Here is a 20753-nt window from a genome sequence, read left to right as displayed (position 1 = left end):
GCTTATTTACCTTCTTTTTCTACAGCGGCAGCCGTTAAAAGCTGAGCATGCAAATCATGCGCAAAGCCATCCAGGCCCTGAGCAATCACCCGATTAGCCCGCACAAAGGCGTTGTAAGCCACCACCGCAGGGATCGCCACTGCCAAACCTGCCGCGGTTGCCACGAGCGCTTCGCCGATAGGCCCTGCCACCGTTGCCAGCGATGCATCGCCCTTTGTTGCAATGGCCACCAGCGCGTGATAAATCCCCCACACCGTGCCAAACAAACCTACAAACGGAGACACCGAGCCCACCGTTGCCAGCCATGACAAGCCCAGCTCCAGACGTGCGTTTTCCTGGCTTAAGCGGGTACGTAATGTGCGGACCAGATAATCATCTAAAGACACAGCCAAACCCAGGCCCTTGCCTGCATTGCTGCGGTAATGAGCCAAACCTTCCCAGCCGGCACGGGCCAGCTTAGCCTCAGGTGCAATCGCATGGGCAGTCAGGCTGGTGGCCTCATTCCAATCTGATGCTTTCCAGAAGCTGGCTAAAAAACGGGTTTGCCCGCGTTTAATGCGAATAAGCAGACTGCTGCGCAATAAAATAAGACACCAGCTCACCACCGACATGGTCAGCAGCAGTACAAAAACCGACACCAGAACAGGGTCACCCGAATGCCAAATTAACGCTAAATCCATTACAAACCTCTTTTAAATTACAAAATCCACAGGAACCATGGCACTCATTACAACCGGATTATCACCACGGCGGCCCGGCACAAACTTCCAGCGCTCAACCGCTTTTTTAGCGGCATCGTCCAGGCGGCGATAACCGCTGCTGCGCGCTAATTCAACCTCAATAGGCAGGCCAGACTCACTGACCTTCACCCTGAGCATCACCCGCCCCTTTTCACCCAGGGCCATCGATTGAGCAGGGTAGGAAGGACGAGGGTTTGCGAGATAGCTGGTATTAAATAATGGGGGTGTTTCAACAGGTACTTCATCCGAAATCTGCTTGCTGTTTTTACTGCCCGCCGTGGCCGGCGCAGGCACAGCCTCTGCGGGCGCTGCCGTTTGTGCAGCGGCAGCCATCTGCCCGGCTACTGGCTGCTCAGGCGCCTTTATCGCTTCGGGGGTTTTACTCACCGCCTTAGCAAGCACTGGCTTTGCTGTTTGCGGCTTGATTATGGGGCGGGGTTTGGCTTGGGGCTTACTATCTGGCTGCTTAACAACATCCTCCCCCATAGGAATGGGCGCAGGCGCAAGGAGCATGAGTACCTGCTTCGGCTTTGCAGGCTGTACTGACATCGTCGTTAAGCCATAAAGCAGAGCAGAGTGGCCGAGCAAAGCCACCGCAACAATGAGAGTTCTATTGATAATCATTCTCATACTTTAAACGAGAACAATTCTTCTTTCAAGTAATATTTACATTTCCGCACCGCATAAAAAGCCTGTCTGGCAGCGCACTTTGCACTGTTTGCAAGCCCCGGGGCTTTAATGATTGTTGCCTTATTCAGCAGCAATAATTCAGACAATAACCGTGAATGAAAGATCAGGAGACCCTAGGCATTTGCAGACGAATACCTTACATTGTGGGTGACCCAGCAATTTTCAGCCCTCTCAGAAAAGACCCACCGATGACAATCTCAACTGTATTTAATGGCGCAGCCTTGTCTGCCAGCCTGATCATGGCCATTGGCGCACAAAACACCTTTGTATTAAGGCAGGGCTTAACCAGACAACATGTATTTCTGACTGCACTGATTTGCTCTATTTGTGATTTAGTCCTGATGTCGATTGGTGTGGCAGGCATGGGGCATGCGCTCAACACCATGCCCGATTTGCAGCGCTGGATGGCCATTTTTGGCACTGTTTTTGTACTTTGGTACGGCTTCAACGCCTTTAAGAAGGCACTCCACCCCGACGTTCTGGGCGATGATCATCGTGAACGCGCCTTTGCCACACCGGGCAAGGTGATCCTGGCGGGGCTGGCTTTTTCTCTGCTCAACCCTCACGCCCTGCTCGATACCGTGGTATTGGTCGGCTCCATTGGCGCACAACAAGCCCCCGCCGAACGCCCGCTCTTTGTACTGGGTGCGGTTGGGTTTTCATTTGTCTGGTTTTTTTCGCTCGCCTATGGCTCCAGCAAGCTCAGCCACCTGTTTAATAAGCCATTGGCGTGGCGGATTCTGGATATTCTGATTGGCTTTATGATGCTGGCGATTGCCGTTTCCCTAATCAAAATGGCAGGCTTTTTTTAGTTACAGAAAAAGGGCTGCTTAAAAAATAAGCAGCCCACCTCTATCCTTAGCAGATCAATGTCTTAGATGACTTATCCACAATTCACACACGCCGCTATCCCCTTATTCTGTGAGCCGATTCGCCCCCGCCAGAAAATAACGGTTTCGTCCCTGATGCTTGGCCTGGTAAAGGGCCTGATCGGCAGCCTGCACAAGGCAATAGGGATCAACCCCCTGCAGAGGCAGAACAACGGCAATACCTGCGCTTAAAGTCACCACCTTCGCCACATCCGATGTCTGATGCACAATGGCCAGATTACGCACCTGATTTAAAACCGCCTCGACCACCTGTACCGCACCATCCTGATCTGTACCTGGCAACACCAGAACAAACTCCTCTCCGCCGTAGCGCGCGGCAAAATCCCCCGGGCGATGCAAAGCCGAGGCAATCGCCACGGCCACCCGCTTCAGGCATTCATCGCCTGCCTGATGGCCAAAATGATCGTTATAACGCTTAAAGTAATCCACATCGAGCATCGCCAGCGCCAGACACTCACCCGCCCTTGCCGCACGCGCCCACTCCTGCACCAGCGTCTGATCAAATAAGCGCCGGTTAGCAATCCCTGTCAGGCCATCCAGATGCGCCAGTCTGGATAACTCCTGATTTGCCTGAGACAATTGCTCGTGGCTGCCGCTTAAACTGGACTGCACCGCCTCCAGCTCTTCGATGGTTTCCTGCATTTTTTGTTCATCTAATTTATGCTGGGTTAAATCATGCAGCGTAGTGATAAAAACACGCGCACCATCAACTTCCACCTCAGCCAGCGCCATATCCATTAAAACTTCCACGCCCTCCTTATTAATGGCGACCACTTCGCGCATGCCTTGGGTATCGACCCCCAGCCGGGAAAAAATATCCTGTGCCAGGCCATGGTGCAGATTCATTTCTCCCAAATGAGGAAATAATAAACTCAAGGGTTTCCCTCTTAAATCATCGTAAGCAAATATTTTTAATGCCGCGGGATTAGCATCCAGAATCAAACCATTCACGCCCACTGAAAGCACACAATCATGCAGACTATCCAAAATTGCCGAGGTGCGGGATTCATTTTGCTGCAATTTCATTTCGGCCATTTTTCGAACACTGATATCATTCGCAATCCCCATATAGCCGGTAATTTCACCCTGCTGATTGCGAACTACATTCATGGTTAATTCAACCGGAAAAGCATGGCCATCCCGGTGCTGATAAATCCAGTCGCGTTGGATATAACGCATAGCCTGAATTGAAAAGATATCCGCCCCAACCGGCAATGGCTCACCCAGCTCTTTTTCAAATTCAGTAATAAACAAACGGGCAGACTCTGCCTGATGAAAAATAGCGGGGGTTTCTTTGCCTATCAGCTCGCCCGCCTGATAACCCAGCATTTTCTCTGCTGCCTGATTAAATAAGCGGATCGTATTTGTTAAATCAGTGACAATAATTGCAGATCCTGCCGAATCAAGAATGGCCTGCTGCAAGCTGCTGAAGGTCGCCAGGGCCAGCTCAGATTGTTTACGCTCACTAATATCGCTGACCGTAAGCACGGCACCGTTCGATAAGGCAACCACACTAAACAATAACCAGCAGCTGCCGCCTTCCGGATTAAGGCATTCTTTTTCCTGCTGATATTTTGTTTTAGTAAAATACACATCACTGCATACATCAAATAAATAGCCATAGCCAATACGATTCACCGCTTCTTCAAAAGACATCTTTGGCATATCGTCTGAATGCAGCTGAAAAAAATCAAATCCATTCTGATTAACTTCATAAAAATCAAAATCAACCAGCGTCCAGCTTTCATCTTTTATGGCTTCCAGCACATAAATAGCATCCACACTGGACTGAGTGGCCGCTTTAAGTAACTCTTCACTTTTTTGTAATGCACGCTCCGTTTGTGCGGATAGTGTCACATCATGCAAAACATTAATTGCACCAATTTGCTCACCTGCAGAATTAAACTGAGGGCTGAAAGATAAATCGAAGACCCGGGTTATTTTGTCATCGCCATGTAAAGCACGGCGAATCACAAAAGATTCGCCCTGTAACACACGCCCCCAAAAGGTAATTAAATTGGACCTGTCTTCTTCTGATTTTAATTCATATTGCAGCAGGCAATCCCGCCGGGCAACTTTTACGCCATACAATAAAAAGAAGAGATTTGCATAGCTTTGATTAAAAACACTGAATCTGAATTCCATATCAACAGCAACAATCGGATCATTAGAGCTGCTTAAGATACTTTCTAATTCTTCTTTCATTTCTTTTTGTTCAGCAAGCAAAGCAGAACGCTCCGCCTCCTGTCGTTTAGACGCTGTTAAATCAAGAATCAGCTCCTGGCAGGCTACATTGGCATAGCCTGGCACAGGCAAAAGCGATGAGGAAACCCAAACCACACGCCCCTCACCCAGCAGAAATCGATACTCTGCAGCATGAAGCTGCCCTTCCCTTGCTACTGCATACATCGCCAGCACGCCGGGACGGTCTTCAGGATGAATCGCGGCCAGCCAGCCTTCCCCCAGTGCTTGCTGCAAAGATAGGCCGGACAACAAGCTCCATTTTTCATTAACATAACAGCAGCGCCCTTTCTGATCACTCAACAGCACCGCAAAAGCTGAAGCATCGTAAATAGCTGTATCGCACACCTCTTTAGACGACCTTAATACAATAAAAAGCCCGCAGAGCAAAAGATAGCCCGGCCATTGCAGAATATGAAAGGCAAGCAACAGGGTTAGCGCAATCAATGCCACTATATCCCGCCACCCAAGCCTTCTATACCCTAACAGGCGCTCAGCAACTTGCACTGCCCCTCCTTACCCTTCAAAGCTCGTTTATTGACAAGCCTATCTGCCATCACCACCCTGCCGTAATGCAGATAAAGCATCATAAATAATGATTAACGACAGTATAGATAAGTAAATTCAAATCGCTTCCTATGCACAACAGCAGTCTTTTTTATGCTTTTGCGTAAGATTTTCACCTTACAAAACGCCCTCGGCATAAAAAATAAAGCAAAATTACTGGCATTTTGTGTGAAAAAATCGGCGGTTCTATAGCACAAAAAAAAATTAAAACTACAGCTAAGCCTTGAATATTAAGGAAGCAGAGCCACCCTGCCCCACAAAGATTCAAAAAATCGCAACACAAAGCACTGGAAAAGCTCCCTACGACAGGTTTCCTGCTGCTTCATCGTTCAGTTAGAATAGGAGTTTGTGTTAATGACTGGATTACAGGCTCATGTTGACAGGTAGTCTGGTGGCGATTGTCACCCCCATGTTCGAGGACGGAAGCCTCGATTTCGCGAGCCTTAGAAAACTCGTCGACTGGCATATCGAACAAGGTACCGACGGCATTGTTGCCGTAGGGACCACGGGAGAGTCGCCGACGGTTGATGTGGACGAGCATATTGAAATTGTTCGCGTGGTTGTTGAGCAGGCTGCAGGCCGTGTGCCGGTGATTGCAGGCACAGGCGCCAACTCTACCCGCGAAGCCATTAATCTTTCGCTGCGGGCAAAAGCCGTTGGTGCAAATTATGGTCTTTCTGTTGTGCCCTACTACAACCGCCCTACTCAGGAAGGGATGTATCAGCACTTCAAAGCCATTACCGAGCAAAGCGAATTGCCGACCATTTTATATAATGTGCCTGGCCGCACCGTTGCTGATTTATCTAATGACACCGCCTTGCGCCTTGCAGAATTACCCTTTATCGTCGGCATTAAAGACGCCACAGGCAATTTGGAAAGAGCTGCAGATCTGGTTAAGCGCGCGCCAAAAGACTTTGCGCTTTACACTGGCGACGATGCATCGGCCATGGCGTTTATGCTGATTGGCGGGCATGGTGTCATTACCGTAACAGGCAATATCGCCCCTCAGCAAATGCATGTAATGTGCAAAAAAGCCATTGCTGGCGATGCAGCAGGTGCACGTAAATTAAACGATCCGCTGCAAGACTTGCACAAGCATTTATTTATTGAAGCAAATCCTATTCCTGTGAAGTGGGCTGTAGAGCAGCTTGGTTTTATTAAAGCTGGCATTCGTCTGCCCCTTACCCCCCTTTCACAAGGCGCACAAGCCGTGGTGGCTCATGCCATGGCCGCAGCCGGACTGACCCACTGAGAAGATGCCAATAATGCTCCAGATGAAAAAATCCTCACAACTCCTCGTCATGAGCCTGTGCATTGCCATGGCAGGCTGCACTACGGATCAGCTTTTGCTGCAAAAGAAAGTGGATTACCGCAGCGGGAGTGACAACATTGGTAAAAACAATCTTGAACTGCCGCCAGAATTAACCGCACCAGCAAGCAACAACCACTTTAATGTGCAGCAAAACACCGTATTAAGCAGTGTGGCACCTGCTGCTGCTGCGGCTAATCCGGCACAGGCTGTTTTAGAAGCAGGCAGCCGCGCCAGAATCGTTCAGGCTGGCAATCAGCGCTGGTTAGTCGTGAAGGGCGACCCTGAAAAGCTCTGGCCCGAAATCCACGAATTCTGGCTGGATAACGGCTTTTTGCTGACACTGGATAACCCGGCCATCGGCATTATGGAAACAGACTGGCTGGAAAACCGTGCCAAGCTGCCTAAAGACTTGGTATCACGGATGCTTTCCAAAATCTCCGACCGTATTTTGTCGACGGGTGAGCTCGATCGCTACCGTACCCGCGTAGAGCGCGGCAGTGAGCCTGGCACCAGCGAAATCTACATCTCTCATCGCGGGATGGTGGAGGTGTACAGCAAAGATGGCAGCAGCGACTCCGCTGCCACACTCAGCAAAAACAGCGACAACACCAAAACCATCTGGACACCTAAAAAACCTGATCCTGAGATGGAAGTTGAAATGCTGTCCCTCTTACTGCAGCGCTTTGGCCTTGATCAGGAAACAGCAAAAGCCGTGGTTGCCAAGCCTTATCAGGCACCTGCAGCGGCCAGCCTGATTGAAAATGGCAAGGCCTTGTCGATTGCGGATAACTTTGACCGTGCATGGCGGCGTGTTGGCCTGGCGCTGGATCGCTCAGGTTATGTGGTTTACGACCGCGACCGCAGCAAGGGCGTTTATATGATCCGCCGTGCGGATACTGATATCGCCGGTGAAGACAATAGCAGCATCTTCAGCAAACTGGCCTTCTGGAAGAAAGACGCCACTCCGGAACAAAAACAAGCCAGCGAGTATGAAATCCACTTAACAGAAGGCCTGAAGCAAACTAAGCTGACTGTGACTTCTAAAAACAAGAGCGATGATAACGGCAAGATTCTTTCTGCTTTACTGAATGAATTGAAGTAAGCCCCCGCAGCACCGCTCAACCAATGCCCGCTGCTTGCGGGCATTTTTCTTTACCTTAAGGCAACACCCGCCATGCTTAATTCAAGACCCGTTCCAAAAGTCATTACCGCCGAGGGCGATCCTCAAGCTTGCCCAAAGTGCGGCTCCAAGCCTGAAGTCACCAAAGCCGGATCAAACCGCTGCTGGGTACAATGCTCTAAATTTGGCAAAAACGGCAATTGCAGCGCCATCTCCCAGCAAGGCACAACCAAAAAAGAAGCCATTGCTTTGTGGAATAAGCTGAAATAAGGCAGATTGAGCAATTTGGGTACTTGCCCGCCGACTTTGATACCTAAATAACGAAAGCGGCGGGTTTCATCCCATACGCACTGACCAAATTGTTTGTCATTTGCAAACAGCGAAAAAACATAGGAACCACGCTCTTCGCACAGGGCTTCAAAATCCCCTTGAAACACGCCGGAGCGAGGAACAAGCGGGGCGGGGTTTCGGCGAGGATGTTTGAGCGAAGCGAGTCCCGCAGCCGCCGACTCGATTGTCCGCAGTGCAGGGGCCTTCGTGTTTCGTGGGGTGGCCTTCTTTCGCTTCCTTTCTTGGCCACACAAGAAAGGAAGGTCCGGCGGGACGCCCGCACCTAAATCAACGTACCGAAGGCACTAAAAAGATCTTTTTGATTTTGCTTAGCGCACATGGGGTTGCCCCCGCCCCCAGCTTTAGCCGTACAATCTCCCCATGAATACTATCCCTCCATTTGCCAATCTCACGCCCGATTGCGTCATGAACGCCATCGACAGCCTTGGTCTGCCTTGCGACGGCAGGCTGCTTGCGCTTAACAGCTACGAAAACCGTGTTTATCAGGTTGGCCAGGACGATGGCCCGCCGCTGGTGGCTAAGTTTTACCGGCCAGAGCGCTGGAGCCGTGAAGCCATCCTCGAAGAGCACGCTTTTACGCTTGAGCTGTTTGAGCGTGAGCTGCCGGTTGTGCCGCCGATTATTCATCAGGGCAGCAGCCTGCATCGTTTTGAAGGCTTTCAATTTGCCATCTTTAATAAACACGGTGGACGCGCACCCGAGCTGGAATCGGCGTCAACTTTAGAATGGATGGGGCGCTTTATTGGCCGGATTCATGCCGTGGGCGCACTCACTCCCTTTGTGCACCGCCCTGCGCTCAATATTGAAACCTTTGGCTCCGGCCCGCGTGATTTTCTGCTTAGCCACGACTTTATCCCCGTCTCGCTCAAACCCGCATGGGAAAGCGCCGTTGCCCTTGCGCTCGATGGCGTGCGCCGCAGTTTTGATCGGGCAGGCGATGTGGCCAATCTCCGCGTGCATGGCGATTGCCATATTGGCAATGTGCTGTGGACCGACGCCGGCCCGCATTTTGTAGACTTTGACGACAGCCGCAGCGCACCCGCCGTACAAGATTTATGGATGCTGCTGTCAGGCGACAGGCAAGAGATGAGCCGCCAATTGGTGGATGTGCTAATCGGCTACGAAGACTTCTGCGATTTCGACCCGCGTGAGCTGCATTTAATTGAAGCACTGCGCACGTTACGGCTGATTCACTACTCCGGCTGGTTAGCCCGCCGCTGGCACGATCCCGCCTTCCCCGCCGCCTTCCCTTGGTTTAATACCGAGCACTACTGGCAAGATCGCATCTTAGAATTACGCGAACAAATCGCCTTGATGGATGAGCCACCGCTGGTGGTTTAAAAATCTTGTGGGGTGGATGCGCTCCATGAGCGTTAAGCAAAGTCAAAAAGATAGTGCCTTCGGCACGTTGATTTAGGTGCGGTTAGCCACCGCGAGGCCTTCCTTTCTTGCTTCGCCAAGAAAGGAAGCGAAAGAAGGCGACCCCACGAAACACGAAGGCCCCTGCTGCGGTCCAATCGAGTCGGCCGCTGCGGGACTCGCTTCGCTCAAACATCCTCGCCGAAACCCCGCCCCGCTTGTTCCTCGCTCCGGCGTGTTTCAAGGGGACTTTAAAGCCCCATGCAGAGAGCGTGGTTATTGTGCTTTTTCGCTGTTTGCTAATAAAAAACAATTTGGTCATAGTAGGGTGGGTCAGGCCGCTCTTGATGCTCATTAAGGCACGGATCAACTTCGGCAGTAACCCGCCACAGCGCAATGTCATGGGGGGGGTACGGCTAGGATGCGGAAGAGTCCATATTTAATATGCTTTCTCGGGTACATTCCTTTGTCATTTCAACTTGCGTAGATACTTTTGCCTGGCAAGCAATCCTCACCCCCTTCACCCAAGTCTCTACCACGTCCAGCTCCGGTGTAATCACCGTAAAGCTCGCCTTTTTGCCTATGGCAATGCTACCTAAATCACTCAAGCCTAATGATCTGGCAGGATTACGGCTGGCGAGTGCCCATGCCCGCTCCAGTGGCAGGCCCAGCCATTCTTTCGCGTGGCGCACCGCATCAATCAGATGCAGCGTGCTGCCCGCCAAACCACCGGCCCCGGTACGCACCACGCCGTTTTGCATAGTCACTGACATCTCGCCCAGCTGGTAAGAGCCATCGGCCATGCCGGTTGCGCGCATGGCGTCGGTGATTAGCACCAAGCGCTCTTCGCCGCAGCAAGACAAAGCAATTTGCACGGCGGCAGGATGAACATGGTGGCCGTCGGCGATCATTTCGATATCACATACCGAGGTCAGCCCCGCCCCCACCACGCCCGGATCGCGGTGATGCAGGCCGCGCATGCCGTTATAGCAATGCACAATCCCCTGAGCGCCCGCATGCAAGGCTTGCCGCGTTTGATCGTAGCTCGCATCGCTATGGCCGATCAGCACGCGGATGCCCTTACGGCGCAGCCAGGCGATGGCCTCATCCGAACCCGCCAATTCAGGCGCAAGCGCTAAGGTATGCAATGAATCACCGGCAATATCCAGCCAGTGCTGCAGCTCGGCGATATCTAAAGGGCGCATCCACTGAATTGGATGTGCGCCGCAGCATTTAGCGGTGAAATACGGGCCTTCCAGATAGCTGCCGATCAGCTCGGCCCCCGGCAAGCCCCGCTCGCGGCTGGCTTTTACCTCGCGCAGCGCTGCTTCAATCGCAGGCAGGGGTGCGGTTACGGTGGTGGCTAAAAAAGCCCCTACGCCAAAGCGGGCAAAGTGCATTGAGATCTGATCCAGCGCCTCGCTGCTGGCATCCATGGTGTCGAAACCTGCCGCGCCATGAACATGGCTGTCGATCAGGGCGGGCATCAGCCAGACTGGCCCCAGATCAAGATCAAATTCGCCCTGAGGCACGATGGCGGTGATCAAACCTGCGGCGTCGATCTCCACCACCGCATGATCAAGCCAGCCCTGCTCCGCCAGCACCCGTGCAGCGCGCAGGCGCAGCGGTTTACAAGGCATCGGCAGGCTCCGCCCGTTTGCGGGCAAGTCGCTCAGCAAGACTGACCACCCCGCTTTTGCCTGCTGCGACCAGCCGCTGGCGAAACTCGGCCAAATCGCTGATCACATCGCGCTCAAACAGCATCTCGGCAAACATTTGCAAATTCAGCCCGGCCACCACTTCAATATCGCTGCGCTCCTGGGCAATGGTCGCCGCCGTCCTGAAGGGCGAGCCGCCCAATAAATCGCAGACAAACACCACACCCGCGCCCTGATCCACGGCGGCAAGCGCCTGCCTTAAAGAAGCATCGAGCACCGCCGTGCTGTTGCCTTCAGGGAAGTCCACCGCAATCAGCTGCGCCTGCTCACCAAACACCTGCACAATCGCTTCATAAGTACCGCTGGCAATGCGGCCATGACCTGTCAGAATTAAGGCAATCATTTTCTAATCCTTTAAAGCTACAGCGCCTGCCAAAACACGCGCTGCAGCGTGTGATTACAAGAAACCTAATAATTTTCCAGCCAGACCAAACAACACCGTTACACCGATCAGCTTCACGGGTGAATAGCCTTTTTTCATCAGGGCAAACATCAAAAAGGTGAATGCCAGCGGCAAGAGATTAGGCATCAGCTTATCGAGCACATCGGCCTGCAGCGCAATTTTGGCTTTACCCGCATGAATTTCCAGCGGCGTAGACAGCCTGACATAAGACGCCACCAGCGCACCAATCACCGTCATCCCCACAATCGATGCGGCATGCGATATTTTTCTGGTATTGGCTTTTAAAGCACTGATCGCCCCCAGCCCCGCCCTGTAGCCATAATGCGCCAGACCAAAGCGCAGGCCAAAGTGCAATGCGTTAAAGAGCAGCAGAAACACGACCGGCCCGAACAAGCTGCCTTCCAGCGCCAGCGCAGCACCAATCCCCGCACAAATTGGCAGCCAGGTCAGCCAGAACATCGCGTCGCCAATCCCGCCCAAAGGCCCCATCAGCGCCACTTTTACAGCACGTATGGTGGAGATTTTTTCCTTGCTCTGCTCCATTGCCAGCACAAGGCCGGATAGAAAAGTCACATCAAAGGGGTGGACGTTAATAAATTCCATATGCATCTGCGCGGAATTTTTTAAGTCTTCCGGGTTTTTATGGATTTTGCGCAGTGCCGGCAAAATCGTATACAACCAGCCCCCCGCCTGCATCCGCTCGTAATTAAATGAGGCTTGCAGGGCTAAAGAGCGCCAGGCCATGCGATTAATGTCTTTTTTAGTAAGCGGCTCAGCGGGCGTGGTATCGATATAATCATCGCGCTCAACATGGCTGGTGGCGAGGGCCTGCTGCATACGCAGCTCGGCTTTGGCCGCATTTGCGGCTTCAGTATCATTAAATCCCATCTTCCACCTCCACATTGCGGGCAGCCTGAGGCTGTGCGCGGTTTTGATTAAAGTAATCGGCCATTGCAATCGCTAAAGCGCCCAGTGCCACCGCCAGAATGGGCAGCTTCAGATACGTCACCGCCACAAAACCCATAATGAAATAAGCGATGTAATTGGTTTTCAGCATGATTTTCATCAGCAGCGCAAAACCAATCGCCGGCATCATGCCACCCGCTACGCTCAGGCCATCCAACACCCATTTCGGTGCTTTTTGCACCACGGCACCCGCCGCTTCTGCCCCAAAATAAATCGGCAAAAAAGCCACCACAAAGTAAAAGACAAAGAGCGTGATCATGCCAAGATAATTAACCCACTCGATGCCGCGCCAGTTGCCCCGCTTCACCATCTCATCGCATTTGTGCATCATCGGCGAAAACGTAGTGAAGAGCACGGTAATACAACCTTGCACCGCAATTGAAAACGGCACTGCCACACCAATCGCTACCGTGGGCTCGGCCTTGGTCAAAATGGCAAAAGCCGTGCCGATAATCCCGCCAATCACCACATTGGGCGGCTGCGCCCCGGCCAGCGGCACCATGCCCATCCAAACCAGCTCTAAAGTACCGCCCACCAGCAAGCCGGTTTGCACATCACCTAAAATCAGCCCAACCAAAGGGCCAATCACCACGGGCCGGTGCATATGCGTCAGGCCGTCAAATAAATCGACCCCCGCCACACCCGCCAACAGCGCAATCAATAAGGCTTCAAATAGCATGATTTCAATCCTTACAGCAGTTTAGAAACAAGATCGCCCGATTCATCAGGCACCCGGCGTATTTCGCAAACCACCTTCAGGGCAGCCAGCTCGCGAAAAGCTTGCACATCGGCATCGTCCACCGACACTGTTTTATGAATTTGGCGCTTCCCTTCGGCAAAATGCATATTGCCCACATTCACTTCATGAATGGGCACGCCGCCTTTCACCAGCGTCAGCACATCCTGCGGGGTTTTGCACACCAGCAAAATCTTTTGATGCGCCGCCGCTTTATGAATCACATCAATGGTTTTTTGCAGGGTGAAATAGCGCGTTTGCACGCCCTCGCTCACCACCATATCCATTAAGTTTTGCTGTACCGGATCGGCAGCAGCGGCGTCATTGGCCACCAGCACCAGATTCGCCCCAAGGCTGCCTGTCCAGGTCACACCCACCTGACCATGCACAAGCCGGTTATCAATACGGGTAAGTAAAATATTTGGCCCAGCCATAACGTGCTCCTTGTCTTTTTAATTATTTAAGTGCCTTCGGCACATTGATTTAGGTGCGGCATCCCCGCGAAGTCTTTGATTTCTGCTTCGCCAAGAAAGTGAGTAAAGAAGGCAACCCCGACCAGCACGAAGGCCCCTCACTGCGGATAATCGAGGCGGCGTCAATTCAACTCGCTTCGCTCAAACACGAATTGACGACTACCCCGCCCCGCTTATTCCTCGGATCGCGGCTTCAAGGGGAGATTTAAGCCCCATGCCACGTGGAGATAAACGAGAGACCACCAGGCTTAAAAACATTCAAAAACTCAAAAAAAACATAATTTAAACCTTGGTTTCCTCCGTGAAACTCCGTGTCCTCTGTGGCTCAAGATTTAGGTTTTCGCGGCATACCATCAGTGAGTTAAGCCGGATAGGGATAAATTTTTACGCCTTGCACCACACGGTTTACTTCGCCGCTTGGGCAGGGGTTATCGGGTGCCAGGCCCAGTGCTAAAGAACATTCAAAAGCAAAGAGCTGGGCAAACAGCAGATAAGGCAGTGATAAATACAGATCATCCAGGCATGGAATGGTGACTTCAGTCAGGGGCAGGCTGGCGGCGCTTTTTGGGCCTAAGGCGACGACCTGCTGAGCAATGCCATTAGCGATTACTTCTGCCTGAAAATCATCGTCGTAGCGGCGGGTATAAGAATCCGCCGCAGCCATAAACATCACCACGCAGCTTTGGCTGTCGATCATAAATTTGGGGCCGTGACGCACCCCCAGGGTGGAATCAAAACGTGTGGCTATTTGCCCTGCGCTCAGCTCCAGCATTTTTAAAGCGGCTTCTTCTGCCAGCCCTGCCATTTCGCCACTGCCCAGATAAATCACACGTTTAAAGCCCTTGCCTGCCAGCGCTTTGGCTTGTGAGGCCCAGCCCTCCAGCTGCGATTCGCAAAAGGCCGCCACGGTTTCGATTTGCTCTTTGGCACGGCTTAATAAAATGCCCGGCGTCAGCATCATGGCCGCAGCCACAAACATGCAGCTGAAGCTAGAGGTCATGGCAAAGCTTTGATCGTCTGAACCTGCAGGCATCAGCACACAATAGGCATGGGAATTGTCCTGGCTGTATTTCGCCAGCTCGCCTTCAGGATTACACGTCAGCACTAAATGACGGCAGTAAGGCAACAGCTGATTAGCCAGATTGACCGCAGCCACGCTTTCCGGGCTATTGCCTGAGCGGGCAAAAGACACCATCAGGGTGGGGCGCGATGGGTCCAGATAAGCAAGCGGCTGGCTGACAATATCGGTAGTCGAAATCGCCTCGGCGGCAAGGCCAAAAGAAGCCCGCAGCCATGGCTCTAAAGTGCGCCCCGCAAAGGCCGACGTGCCCGCGCCGCAAAGGATAATCCGTAAATTAGGCGTGGACAGCACATCCAGCATCCATGCCTTCCACGCTAATTTGTCCTGGATCAGCCCTGCCATCAGCTCGCGCCAAAGCCTGGGCTGCTGGCTGATTTCACGGGCGGTATGCACAGCACCACGGTCGGCGAGCACGCTTTGCTCATAGTTGAGGTAGTTCATGATTGTGCCTCCATCCCGCAAGCACGGGCATAGAGCTGGGTAACTTCCATGATCTTATCGACCACCCATGCTTCAGGCTCGGCAGGCAATAAACCCGCGCTGATTTTTTTGGCCTGCTCAGGCAGGTATTGGCTGATTAAGGTAGGCAGCGGCGGCTGGCGGCGTAAATTATCAAAGAGTTTTGCCGCTGCCGCGCTCACTTCAGGATGCGGCCAGTAGTAGCGAATCCGGTCAGACAAGCTGTAATTGCGATCCAGGTACTGCTGATGCCCGGCCTGATCGTAATAAGCCAGCCAGTAATCCGGCTCTTCTTTCATCACTTGAGTGAGCGTGTCTTTTAAATGCGAGGCAGCAAATTCACCGATGGCTTCGCGCTCAATCGCATCCAGCGCATACATCGCCTCACGCAGGGCAAACGTTAAGCCCGGGCCTACTTTTAAAATGGCAAAGTGATCCTGCACCAGCTCCCTAAGCGAGGCCCCGGTTTGGTAATCGGTAGAGTGCGCCTCAAATACCAGCGCTTCTTTGGCAATAAAGCTACTCAACGCGGTGGCCTTATCACGCTGATAACGCACCACCTTATGATGATCAAACTCAACCCCCGGCTGCACCACCATGGCAATCACCCGTGGCCAGGCCGCCGCGCAGCCTGCTTCGGCAAAGACCTGCTGATGCACGGCCAGCGTTTGCGCTGCAGCCTCCGGCGAGGTGACTTCCACAGCATCCAGCGATTCTTGCGCGCCGCCCGGCACCGGCACTTCGGTACCGATCACATACACGGGCGCTTCCCCCCCGGCTGTTTGCCAGGCGCCTTCGGCCACCTGACACAAAACAGCGGCGCGTTTGGCCACTGTGGCATCGCTCAGCGGCACCGGGTCCCCGGCGCATGACATCGAGCAATCCAAATGAATTTTGCGAAAGCCTGCCAATACATAGGCGCTGACCATTTCGGCAGCCTTGGCCATGGCCTGAGCGGCTGGCTCTTTTTGCCATGCATTTGGCCCTAAATGATCACCGCCTAAAATAATGCGTGCCTTTGCAAATCCCACTTTATCGGCAATTGCAAATACATAGTCTTTAAAATCGGCCGGCTTCATACCGGTATAGCCACCAAACTGATTCACCTGGTTAGAAGTGGCTTCAATTAAAATATAACTATCGTCTTGCAGGCCCTGCTGCAATGCCGCTTCTAAAACCAGCGGATGGGCAGAGCAAATTGAATAAATGCCATTCGCCTGCCCTGCTTTATGCTGCGCAATCATTTCTATTAAATAAGACATAAAGGCTTACTCCTTTAAAAAACTTTATTCCGCCACAATCACGGTTACGCCCATTTGCGTTAATGCCTGCCGGTATTCATCGCTAATCCCGCTGTCTGTGACCAGAATATCGACCTGCGGCATTTTGCAAATCACACAGAAACTGCGTTTGCCAAATTTACTGGAATCAGACAATAAAATAATCTGATCGCAAGCAGCCAGCATGGCGCGATTAAGCTGCGCATCCTGCGCATTGGTGGTGCTCACGCCAGCCAATAAATCGATGCCATCTGCGCCAATAAATAGTTTATTAAAATGATGTAACCGAACTGCCTGCTCCGCCTCTGGCCCGCACAGGGAATAAGAATCAGCGCGTAAAGTGCCGCCCGTCATCATCACGGTAAAGCGCGGGTCGGCGACTAATTCGCTGGCTAAATTAAGCGCATTGGTCATTAAGGTGATTTTTTTATTGCTTGCAATATAGCGGGCTAATAAAGCAACGGTAGAGCCTGAATCCACAATAATTGAATCGCCGTTTTCGACTAAATCTGCCGCTCTGCGGGCAATTAATTGTTTTGATTCTGAGCGGATATTTTCTTTTTCTCTGAATTCCAATTCAAAAGAAAAATTCTGCGAAAGCGTGGCGCGGCCATAAGAGCGGCGAATACAGCCACTTTGCTCTAATTCATCTAAATCATGCCGGATAGTAACGGTAGAAACGCCTAATTCCTGAGCCAAAACACTGACATTACAACTTTCATGCTGGCGTAGCAGATCAACAATTTTTTCATGCCGTTTTTGCATGTTTTTTATATGGTTACTGGGCATGGCAACCTCTGCTTTTATTCATTCACTGCTTGTAAAAAAACCTGAAGACAACAAGGAAGTGACTCGAATTTATTCCTACAAAGCAAAGGGTGTCAACGCATTAATTTTCGACTTAAAATCGCTAAATTTTCGACTTTAGCGATAGTCGATAGTAATCAAAAACAAGGATATGTAGTATTAATACATGACAAAGCAATAAAAGGTTGGCTTAAAACCTTTAAGAAATAAGTAAAAATAACAAAACCGCCAAAAATGAAACAATACTACGCGGCAAACAAAAAACCAGCCCCAATAAACCAGACCTTTACAATGAAAGTAAATCGAAAGCACTACATTTTAATAACTTTCGTTTTGGCCCGTTAAAATGCTGCTTTTTTGCAAAAATAAATCAAAAAAAACGCGGCCATGCCGCGTTTAAATTGATTTATTTTCAAAGCTTAAAAATCGTGAAGCACTGAATTTTACTTCACAGGGATTTTCACATCGCCCGCCGGCACCGCCGTCACACTGTTTTGCGGGCTGCCGTCGATTAATTTATCCGAGTACGTCAGGTAAATCAGCGTATTGCGTTTCACATCCACCATACGCACCACCTGCACCGATTTAAAAAAGATAGAGGCCGATTCAGAAAATACTTCTTCTTGCTTCGCCAAAGGATTTTTAAACACTAATTTTGCAGTCTGACGACAAGCAATCGAAAACTCTGCTTTATCTTCCGCCAAACCAAGAGAGCCTTTCACGCCACCTGTTTTAGCCCGTGATATATAGCAAGTGACCCCTGCTACCTTAGGATCATCAAATGCATCAACCTGCACACGGTGATTACGGCCTATCAGCTTAAAAGCCGTTGTTACCGAGCCCACTTCTTCGGCAAGGCTGATACCGCTGATCATTAAACCTAAAAAACACAGCGCCCATTTACCCATTAAAGCTCTCCATTTTCACCCAAGCACCTGTTTCAGCGCTTTGTTGAGCCGCTTCAAGCAGCTGCATAATCTGCACGCCCTCAAAAGGCGTGACCGGATTTTTCCCTAAGCCCAGCACCGCATCGCGCACCGCAGCGTAATAAGCCACATATTGCCCCAGCGGCATGACAATCTCTTCATTCTGGATTTGATCATTCACGCTATGGTGCAATAAACCCGGCACGGGATCGAGGCCAAAGCCTGCGGCATCCGGTAATAGCCCTGCTTTTAGCTGAGATTCTTGTACATCCAGGCCCTGTTTGCTGAAGCTCGCCAGGCTGCCATGCAATACATAGCGCGGCGCGCCACCGCTGACTAAACAGCTGGCAGACAGCTTTACCCGCATCGTTGGATAACGCAGCAACACATGAAAATCGTCCACTGCCTGAGCGCCAGCACGGCGCATTTGCAAATCGGCAAATACCGCCTGCGGCAAGCCAAACAGCTGCAGTGTCTGGTCAATTAAATGCGGGCCCAAATCAAACCACAGCCCGCTGCCCGGCTCCGCACTTTCGCGCCAGCGTTCTCTGGTTTGCGGGCGGTAGCGATCAAACTGGCTTTCAAACTGCGCAATCTCGCCAAGGCGGCCACTGGCCAGCAGCGCCTTTAAACCCAGGAAATCGGAGTCCCAGCGGCGATTATGAAAAACAGACAAGACTTTGCCTGAAGCTTGCGCACGCAGCGCCAGCTCTTTTGCCTGCGCCAGCGTTAATGTAAATGGTTTATCCACCACCACATGCTTACCCGCATCCAAAGCCTCGCAGGCCAGCGGGTAATGGCTGGCATTGGGCGTAGCCAGCACCACCAGATCAACCAAAGGATCATTAATCAGCGCCATGGGATTAGGCAGCACAGTGGCTTCTGGATATCGATCTGTCACTAACTGAGGCTGACTCGACGCCACAAAGCGTAAATCCAGGCCTGCCGTGGCCGCAATCAAGGGAGCATGAAACGTTTGCCCTGCATAACCAAAGCCCACCAAACCGACTGCTAAATTCTTTTGCATCTTGTTTACCTCCAAACCGATAGCAGAGCTTACCCTAGGAATACAAAATATAAACGCAATCTTTCACGGCAACAGAGCAATATGCATATTGTTTATATGACAATAACGCTGATTCAAACCGATGAGTAAATATCGCAGTGCGGAGAAAATCCACGTACTTTAATTCATATTGCCCCCAAGTAAGCACCTACCCTCTGCACTCAAAAATCGTGCCGGAGAGTAAGAGACACAATCAGCTGACTTCAAGTATAAGGAGTAGTAAACAATTATCTACGCCCAGCAAGCCACCAACCTAATGGAAACGCATGATCAGCCTTCACTCACATATCGATGACATTGCCGCAGCAGATTGGGATGCACTGGCAGGCACTCAGCCTTTTATACGCCACGCCTACCTTGCTGCACTTGAAAACACCGGGGCTGTGGGCAAGCACAGCGGCTGGACGCCATGCCATATAGCGATCAGAGATGCTGATCAGCAGTTAACCGGCGCCATGCCGCTCTATCGAAAGACGCATTCCTACGGTGAGTATGTGTTTGACTGGGCATGGGCAGATGCTTACCAGCGCCATGGTCTGGATTACTATCCCAAGTTAATCAGCGCGATTCCCTTTACACCGGTTACCGGGCCAAGATTACTGGCTAAAACAGACGCCACCCGAAAACACTTACTGGCCGCTGCCGTAGCAATTGCACAAGAATCAGGCGATTCATCGTTTCATCTTTTATTCCCGCAGGAGGCTGAGCTTTCCATTGCACAAAGTGCCCGCCTGCTTGCCCGTCATGATGTGCAGTTTCATTGGCTGCGTGGAGATTGGCGTGATTACGCCGATTTTAGCGACGCGCTCACCCGGGATAAGCGCAAAAAGTTACGCCAGGAACGGCGTAAGGTCAGTGATGCGGGGGTGAACATCATTCGTAAGCGCGGCAGCGGGATCAGCGAGGCCGATTGGGTGTTTTTTTACCGCTGCTACAGCAATACCTATCTGGAGCACCGCTCCACACCCTATTTAAGCCTGGCGTTTTTTTTACAAATCGCCAGCGCCATGCCGCAATCCTGCCTGCTTGTGCTGGCTTATCAAGATGGCCAACCCATTGCCGCAGCGCTCAATATCATCGGCCCAGATCGCCTCTATGGCCGCTATTGGGGCGCAGCTTGGGGGCCTGCGGGCTATGTGGCCAATCTGCATTTTGAGCTGTGTTTTTATCAGGGAATCGAGTTTGCATTAGAAGAAGGATTAGATGCTTTTGAAGGCGGAGCACAGGGCGCACATAAACTGGCAAGAGGCTTCGTCCCCGTCGCCACCCAATCCGCCCACTGGCTGGCCCACCCCGGCTTTAGTGATGCCATCGATCAGCATTTAAACAGGGAACGAGAGGCTGTGGCCAGCTGGCAAAGCGAGTTGGAACAGCATAAGCCATTTAAATCAAGCTAAGGAAGCGCCACTCCGGCGGGGTTTGCTTAAGTTGATCGCATGGAGTTTTACTCCGCCCTCACCTCAACGACAAACCACTGCCCGCCCATTTAGCCTGATCAAGCAAGCGCAGTAATCCATCGCGCAATAAATCAGTAATACACAGCCCCTGCCTGATTTATGCATTCAGAG

Annotated in this window: 19 protein-coding genes; 6 read left to right on the top strand and 13 right to left on the bottom strand. The window is 51.6% G+C overall.

The features are described from left to right. Positions 1-2 precede the first annotated feature (2 nt). Together CSQ88_RS06025 and CSQ88_RS06020 are read right to left on the bottom strand one after the other, a co-directional pair. Positions 3-680, bottom strand: a complete 678-nt coding sequence (locus CSQ88_RS06025; protein WP_099397205.1) for a MotA/TolQ/ExbB proton channel family protein — start codon at positions 678-680, stop codon at positions 3-5. Between the two features lie 12 nt (positions 681-692). After that, positions 693-1364 carry an energy transducer TonB gene (locus CSQ88_RS06020; protein WP_218963008.1) on the bottom strand — a complete coding sequence of 224 codons (672 nt, stop codon included), beginning with the start codon at positions 1362-1364 and terminating at the stop codon, positions 693-695. A gap of 254 nt (positions 1365-1618) precedes the next feature. On the opposite strand from CSQ88_RS06020, the gene CSQ88_RS06015 reads away from it, so the two are divergent. Continuing rightward, positions 1619-2242, top strand: coding sequence for a LysE/ArgO family amino acid transporter (locus CSQ88_RS06015; RefSeq protein ID WP_218963007.1), 624 nt, complete (start codon positions 1619-1621; stop codon positions 2240-2242). Positions 2243-2344: 102 nt separating this feature from the next. On the opposite strand, the gene CSQ88_RS06010 is transcribed toward CSQ88_RS06015, so the two are convergent. Further along, positions 2345-5014, bottom strand: coding sequence for a PAS domain S-box protein (locus CSQ88_RS06010; RefSeq protein WP_180273549.1), 2670 nt, complete (start codon positions 5012-5014; stop codon positions 2345-2347). A gap of 487 nt (positions 5015-5501) precedes the next feature. On the opposite strand from CSQ88_RS06010, the gene dapA reads away from it, so the two are divergent. The 4 genes from dapA to CSQ88_RS05990 all read left to right on the top strand — a co-directional run bounded on the left by dapA (position 5502) and on the right by CSQ88_RS05990 (position 9252). Continuing rightward, positions 5502-6380, top strand: coding sequence for a 4-hydroxy-tetrahydrodipicolinate synthase (gene dapA, locus CSQ88_RS06005; RefSeq protein WP_099397202.1), 879 nt, complete (start codon positions 5502-5504; stop codon positions 6378-6380). A gap of 22 nt (positions 6381-6402) precedes the next feature. Further along, a complete protein-coding gene (gene bamC, locus CSQ88_RS06000) occupies positions 6403-7542 on the top strand; it encodes an outer membrane protein assembly factor BamC (RefSeq protein WP_180273548.1) in 1140 nt (379 codons plus the stop codon). 72 nt (positions 7543-7614) lie between these two features. Further along, the gene (locus CSQ88_RS05995) at positions 7615-7830 is read left to right on the top strand and encodes a Lar family restriction alleviation protein (RefSeq protein ID WP_099397200.1); all 216 of its coding nucleotides are present in this window, start codon (positions 7615-7617) and stop codon (positions 7828-7830) included. Positions 7831-8271: 441 nt separating this feature from the next. Then, complete coding sequence (locus tag CSQ88_RS05990; protein WP_099397199.1) at positions 8272-9252, top strand: serine/threonine protein kinase; 981 nt, start codon at positions 8272-8274, stop codon at positions 9250-9252. A gap of 434 nt (positions 9253-9686) precedes the next feature. Here the strand turns inward: CSQ88_RS05990 and nagA are convergent, their stop codons facing one another. The 10 genes from nagA to CSQ88_RS05935 form a co-directional block, all read right to left on the bottom strand. Continuing rightward, entirely contained in the window at positions 9687-10910 is a 1224-nt protein-coding gene (nagA, locus tag CSQ88_RS05980; protein WP_099397197.1) for an N-acetylglucosamine-6-phosphate deacetylase, read from the bottom strand. After that, entirely contained in the window at positions 10900-11331 is a 432-nt protein-coding gene (gene agaF / locus CSQ88_RS05975) for a PTS galactosamine/N-acetylgalactosamine transporter subunit IIA (protein WP_099397196.1), read from the bottom strand. Before agaF ends, nagA begins: the two co-directional genes overlap by 11 nt. A 54-nt stretch (positions 11332-11385) precedes the next feature. Next, on the bottom strand, positions 11386-12279 hold the full coding sequence (locus tag CSQ88_RS05970; protein WP_099397195.1) for a PTS system mannose/fructose/sorbose family transporter subunit IID: 894 nt from the start codon (positions 12277-12279) through the stop codon (positions 11386-11388). Next, the gene (agaW, locus tag CSQ88_RS05965) at positions 12269-13036 is read right to left on the bottom strand and encodes a PTS N-acetylgalactosamine transporter subunit IIC (RefSeq protein WP_099397194.1); all 768 of its coding nucleotides are present in this window, start codon (positions 13034-13036) and stop codon (positions 12269-12271) included. The genes CSQ88_RS05970 and agaW overlap by 11 nt, the downstream gene beginning before the upstream one ends. An 11-nt stretch (positions 13037-13047) precedes the next feature. Continuing rightward, positions 13048-13527, bottom strand: coding sequence for a PTS N-acetylgalactosamine transporter subunit IIB (agaV, locus tag CSQ88_RS05960; protein ID WP_099397193.1), 480 nt, complete (start codon positions 13525-13527; stop codon positions 13048-13050). A gap of 400 nt (positions 13528-13927) precedes the next feature. Then, positions 13928-15088 carry an SIS domain-containing protein gene (locus CSQ88_RS05955; protein ID WP_099397192.1) on the bottom strand — a complete coding sequence of 387 codons (1161 nt, stop codon included), beginning with the start codon at positions 15086-15088 and terminating at the stop codon, positions 13928-13930. Further along, positions 15085-16368 carry a D-tagatose-bisphosphate aldolase, class II, non-catalytic subunit gene (locus CSQ88_RS05950; protein ID WP_099397191.1) on the bottom strand — a complete coding sequence of 428 codons (1284 nt, stop codon included), beginning with the start codon at positions 16366-16368 and terminating at the stop codon, positions 15085-15087. The genes CSQ88_RS05955 and CSQ88_RS05950 overlap by 4 nt, the downstream gene beginning before the upstream one ends. Positions 16369-16392: 24 nt before the next feature. Further along, positions 16393-17175 carry a transcriptional repressor AgaR gene (gene agaR / locus CSQ88_RS05945; protein ID WP_099397190.1) on the bottom strand — a complete coding sequence of 261 codons (783 nt, stop codon included), beginning with the start codon at positions 17173-17175 and terminating at the stop codon, positions 16393-16395. A gap of 461 nt (positions 17176-17636) precedes the next feature. Then, positions 17637-18101 carry a CreA family protein gene (locus tag CSQ88_RS05940; protein WP_099397189.1) on the bottom strand — a complete coding sequence of 155 codons (465 nt, stop codon included), beginning with the start codon at positions 18099-18101 and terminating at the stop codon, positions 17637-17639. Then, positions 18094-19146, bottom strand: coding sequence for an oxidoreductase (locus CSQ88_RS05935; protein ID WP_099397188.1), 1053 nt, complete (start codon positions 19144-19146; stop codon positions 18094-18096). The genes CSQ88_RS05940 and CSQ88_RS05935 overlap by 8 nt, the downstream gene beginning before the upstream one ends. 305 nt (positions 19147-19451) lie before the next feature. Here CSQ88_RS05935 and CSQ88_RS05930 point away from each other — a divergent pair, with 305 nt between their 5' ends. Then, positions 19452-20582, top strand: coding sequence for a GNAT family N-acetyltransferase (locus CSQ88_RS05930; RefSeq protein WP_099397187.1), 1131 nt, complete (start codon positions 19452-19454; stop codon positions 20580-20582). Positions 20583-20753 lie beyond the last annotated feature (171 nt).

Source organism: Iodobacter sp. BJB302 (assembly GCF_002735645.1).
Classification (GTDB): Bacteria; Pseudomonadota; Gammaproteobacteria; order Burkholderiales; family Chitinibacteraceae; genus Iodobacter.
The sequence above is the reverse complement of the archived record's forward strand: the minus strand, read 5'-3'. Positions and strand labels throughout refer to the sequence as shown.

Excerpts from the sequence above, each read along its gene's own strand:
- CSQ88_RS05990 (WP_099397199.1), top strand. The coding sequence starts at position 8,272 with ATGAATACTATCCCTCCATTTGCCAATCTCACGCCCGATTGCGTCATG.
- CSQ88_RS05955 (WP_099397192.1), bottom strand. The coding sequence starts at position 15,088 with ATGAACTACCTCAACTATGAGCAAAGCGTGCTCGCCGACCGTGGTGCT.
- CSQ88_RS05995 (WP_099397200.1), top strand. The coding sequence starts at position 7,615 with ATGCTTAATTCAAGACCCGTTCCAAAAGTCATTACCGCCGAGGGCGAT.
- CSQ88_RS05930 (WP_099397187.1), top strand. The coding sequence starts at position 19,452 with ATGATCAGCCTTCACTCACATATCGATGACATTGCCGCAGCAGATTGG.
- agaV (WP_099397193.1), bottom strand. The coding sequence starts at position 13,527 with ATGGCTGGGCCAAATATTTTACTTACCCGTATTGATAACCGGCTTGTG.
- agaW (WP_099397194.1), bottom strand. The coding sequence starts at position 13,036 with ATGCTATTTGAAGCCTTATTGATTGCGCTGTTGGCGGGTGTGGCGGGG.
- agaR (WP_099397190.1), bottom strand. The coding sequence starts at position 17,175 with ATGCCCAGTAACCATATAAAAAACATGCAAAAACGGCATGAAAAAATT.
- CSQ88_RS06015 (WP_218963007.1), top strand. The coding sequence starts at position 1,619 with ATGACAATCTCAACTGTATTTAATGGCGCAGCCTTGTCTGCCAGCCTG.
- CSQ88_RS05935 (WP_099397188.1), bottom strand. The coding sequence starts at position 19,146 with ATGCAAAAGAATTTAGCAGTCGGTTTGGTGGGCTTTGGTTATGCAGGG.
- nagA (WP_099397197.1), bottom strand. The coding sequence starts at position 10,910 with ATGCCTTGTAAACCGCTGCGCCTGCGCGCTGCACGGGTGCTGGCGGAG.
- CSQ88_RS06025 (WP_099397205.1), bottom strand. The coding sequence starts at position 680 with ATGGATTTAGCGTTAATTTGGCATTCGGGTGACCCTGTTCTGGTGTCG.
- CSQ88_RS05940 (WP_099397189.1), bottom strand. The coding sequence starts at position 18,101 with ATGGGTAAATGGGCGCTGTGTTTTTTAGGTTTAATGATCAGCGGTATC.
- agaF (WP_099397196.1), bottom strand. The coding sequence starts at position 11,331 with ATGATTGCCTTAATTCTGACAGGTCATGGCCGCATTGCCAGCGGTACT.
- dapA (WP_099397202.1), top strand. The coding sequence starts at position 5,502 with ATGTTGACAGGTAGTCTGGTGGCGATTGTCACCCCCATGTTCGAGGAC.
- bamC (WP_180273548.1), top strand. The coding sequence starts at position 6,403 with ATGAAAAAATCCTCACAACTCCTCGTCATGAGCCTGTGCATTGCCATG.
- CSQ88_RS05970 (WP_099397195.1), bottom strand. The coding sequence starts at position 12,279 with ATGGGATTTAATGATACTGAAGCCGCAAATGCGGCCAAAGCCGAGCTG.
- CSQ88_RS05950 (WP_099397191.1), bottom strand. The coding sequence starts at position 16,368 with ATGTCTTATTTAATAGAAATGATTGCGCAGCATAAAGCAGGGCAGGCG.
- CSQ88_RS06020 (WP_218963008.1), bottom strand. The coding sequence starts at position 1,364 with ATGATTATCAATAGAACTCTCATTGTTGCGGTGGCTTTGCTCGGCCAC.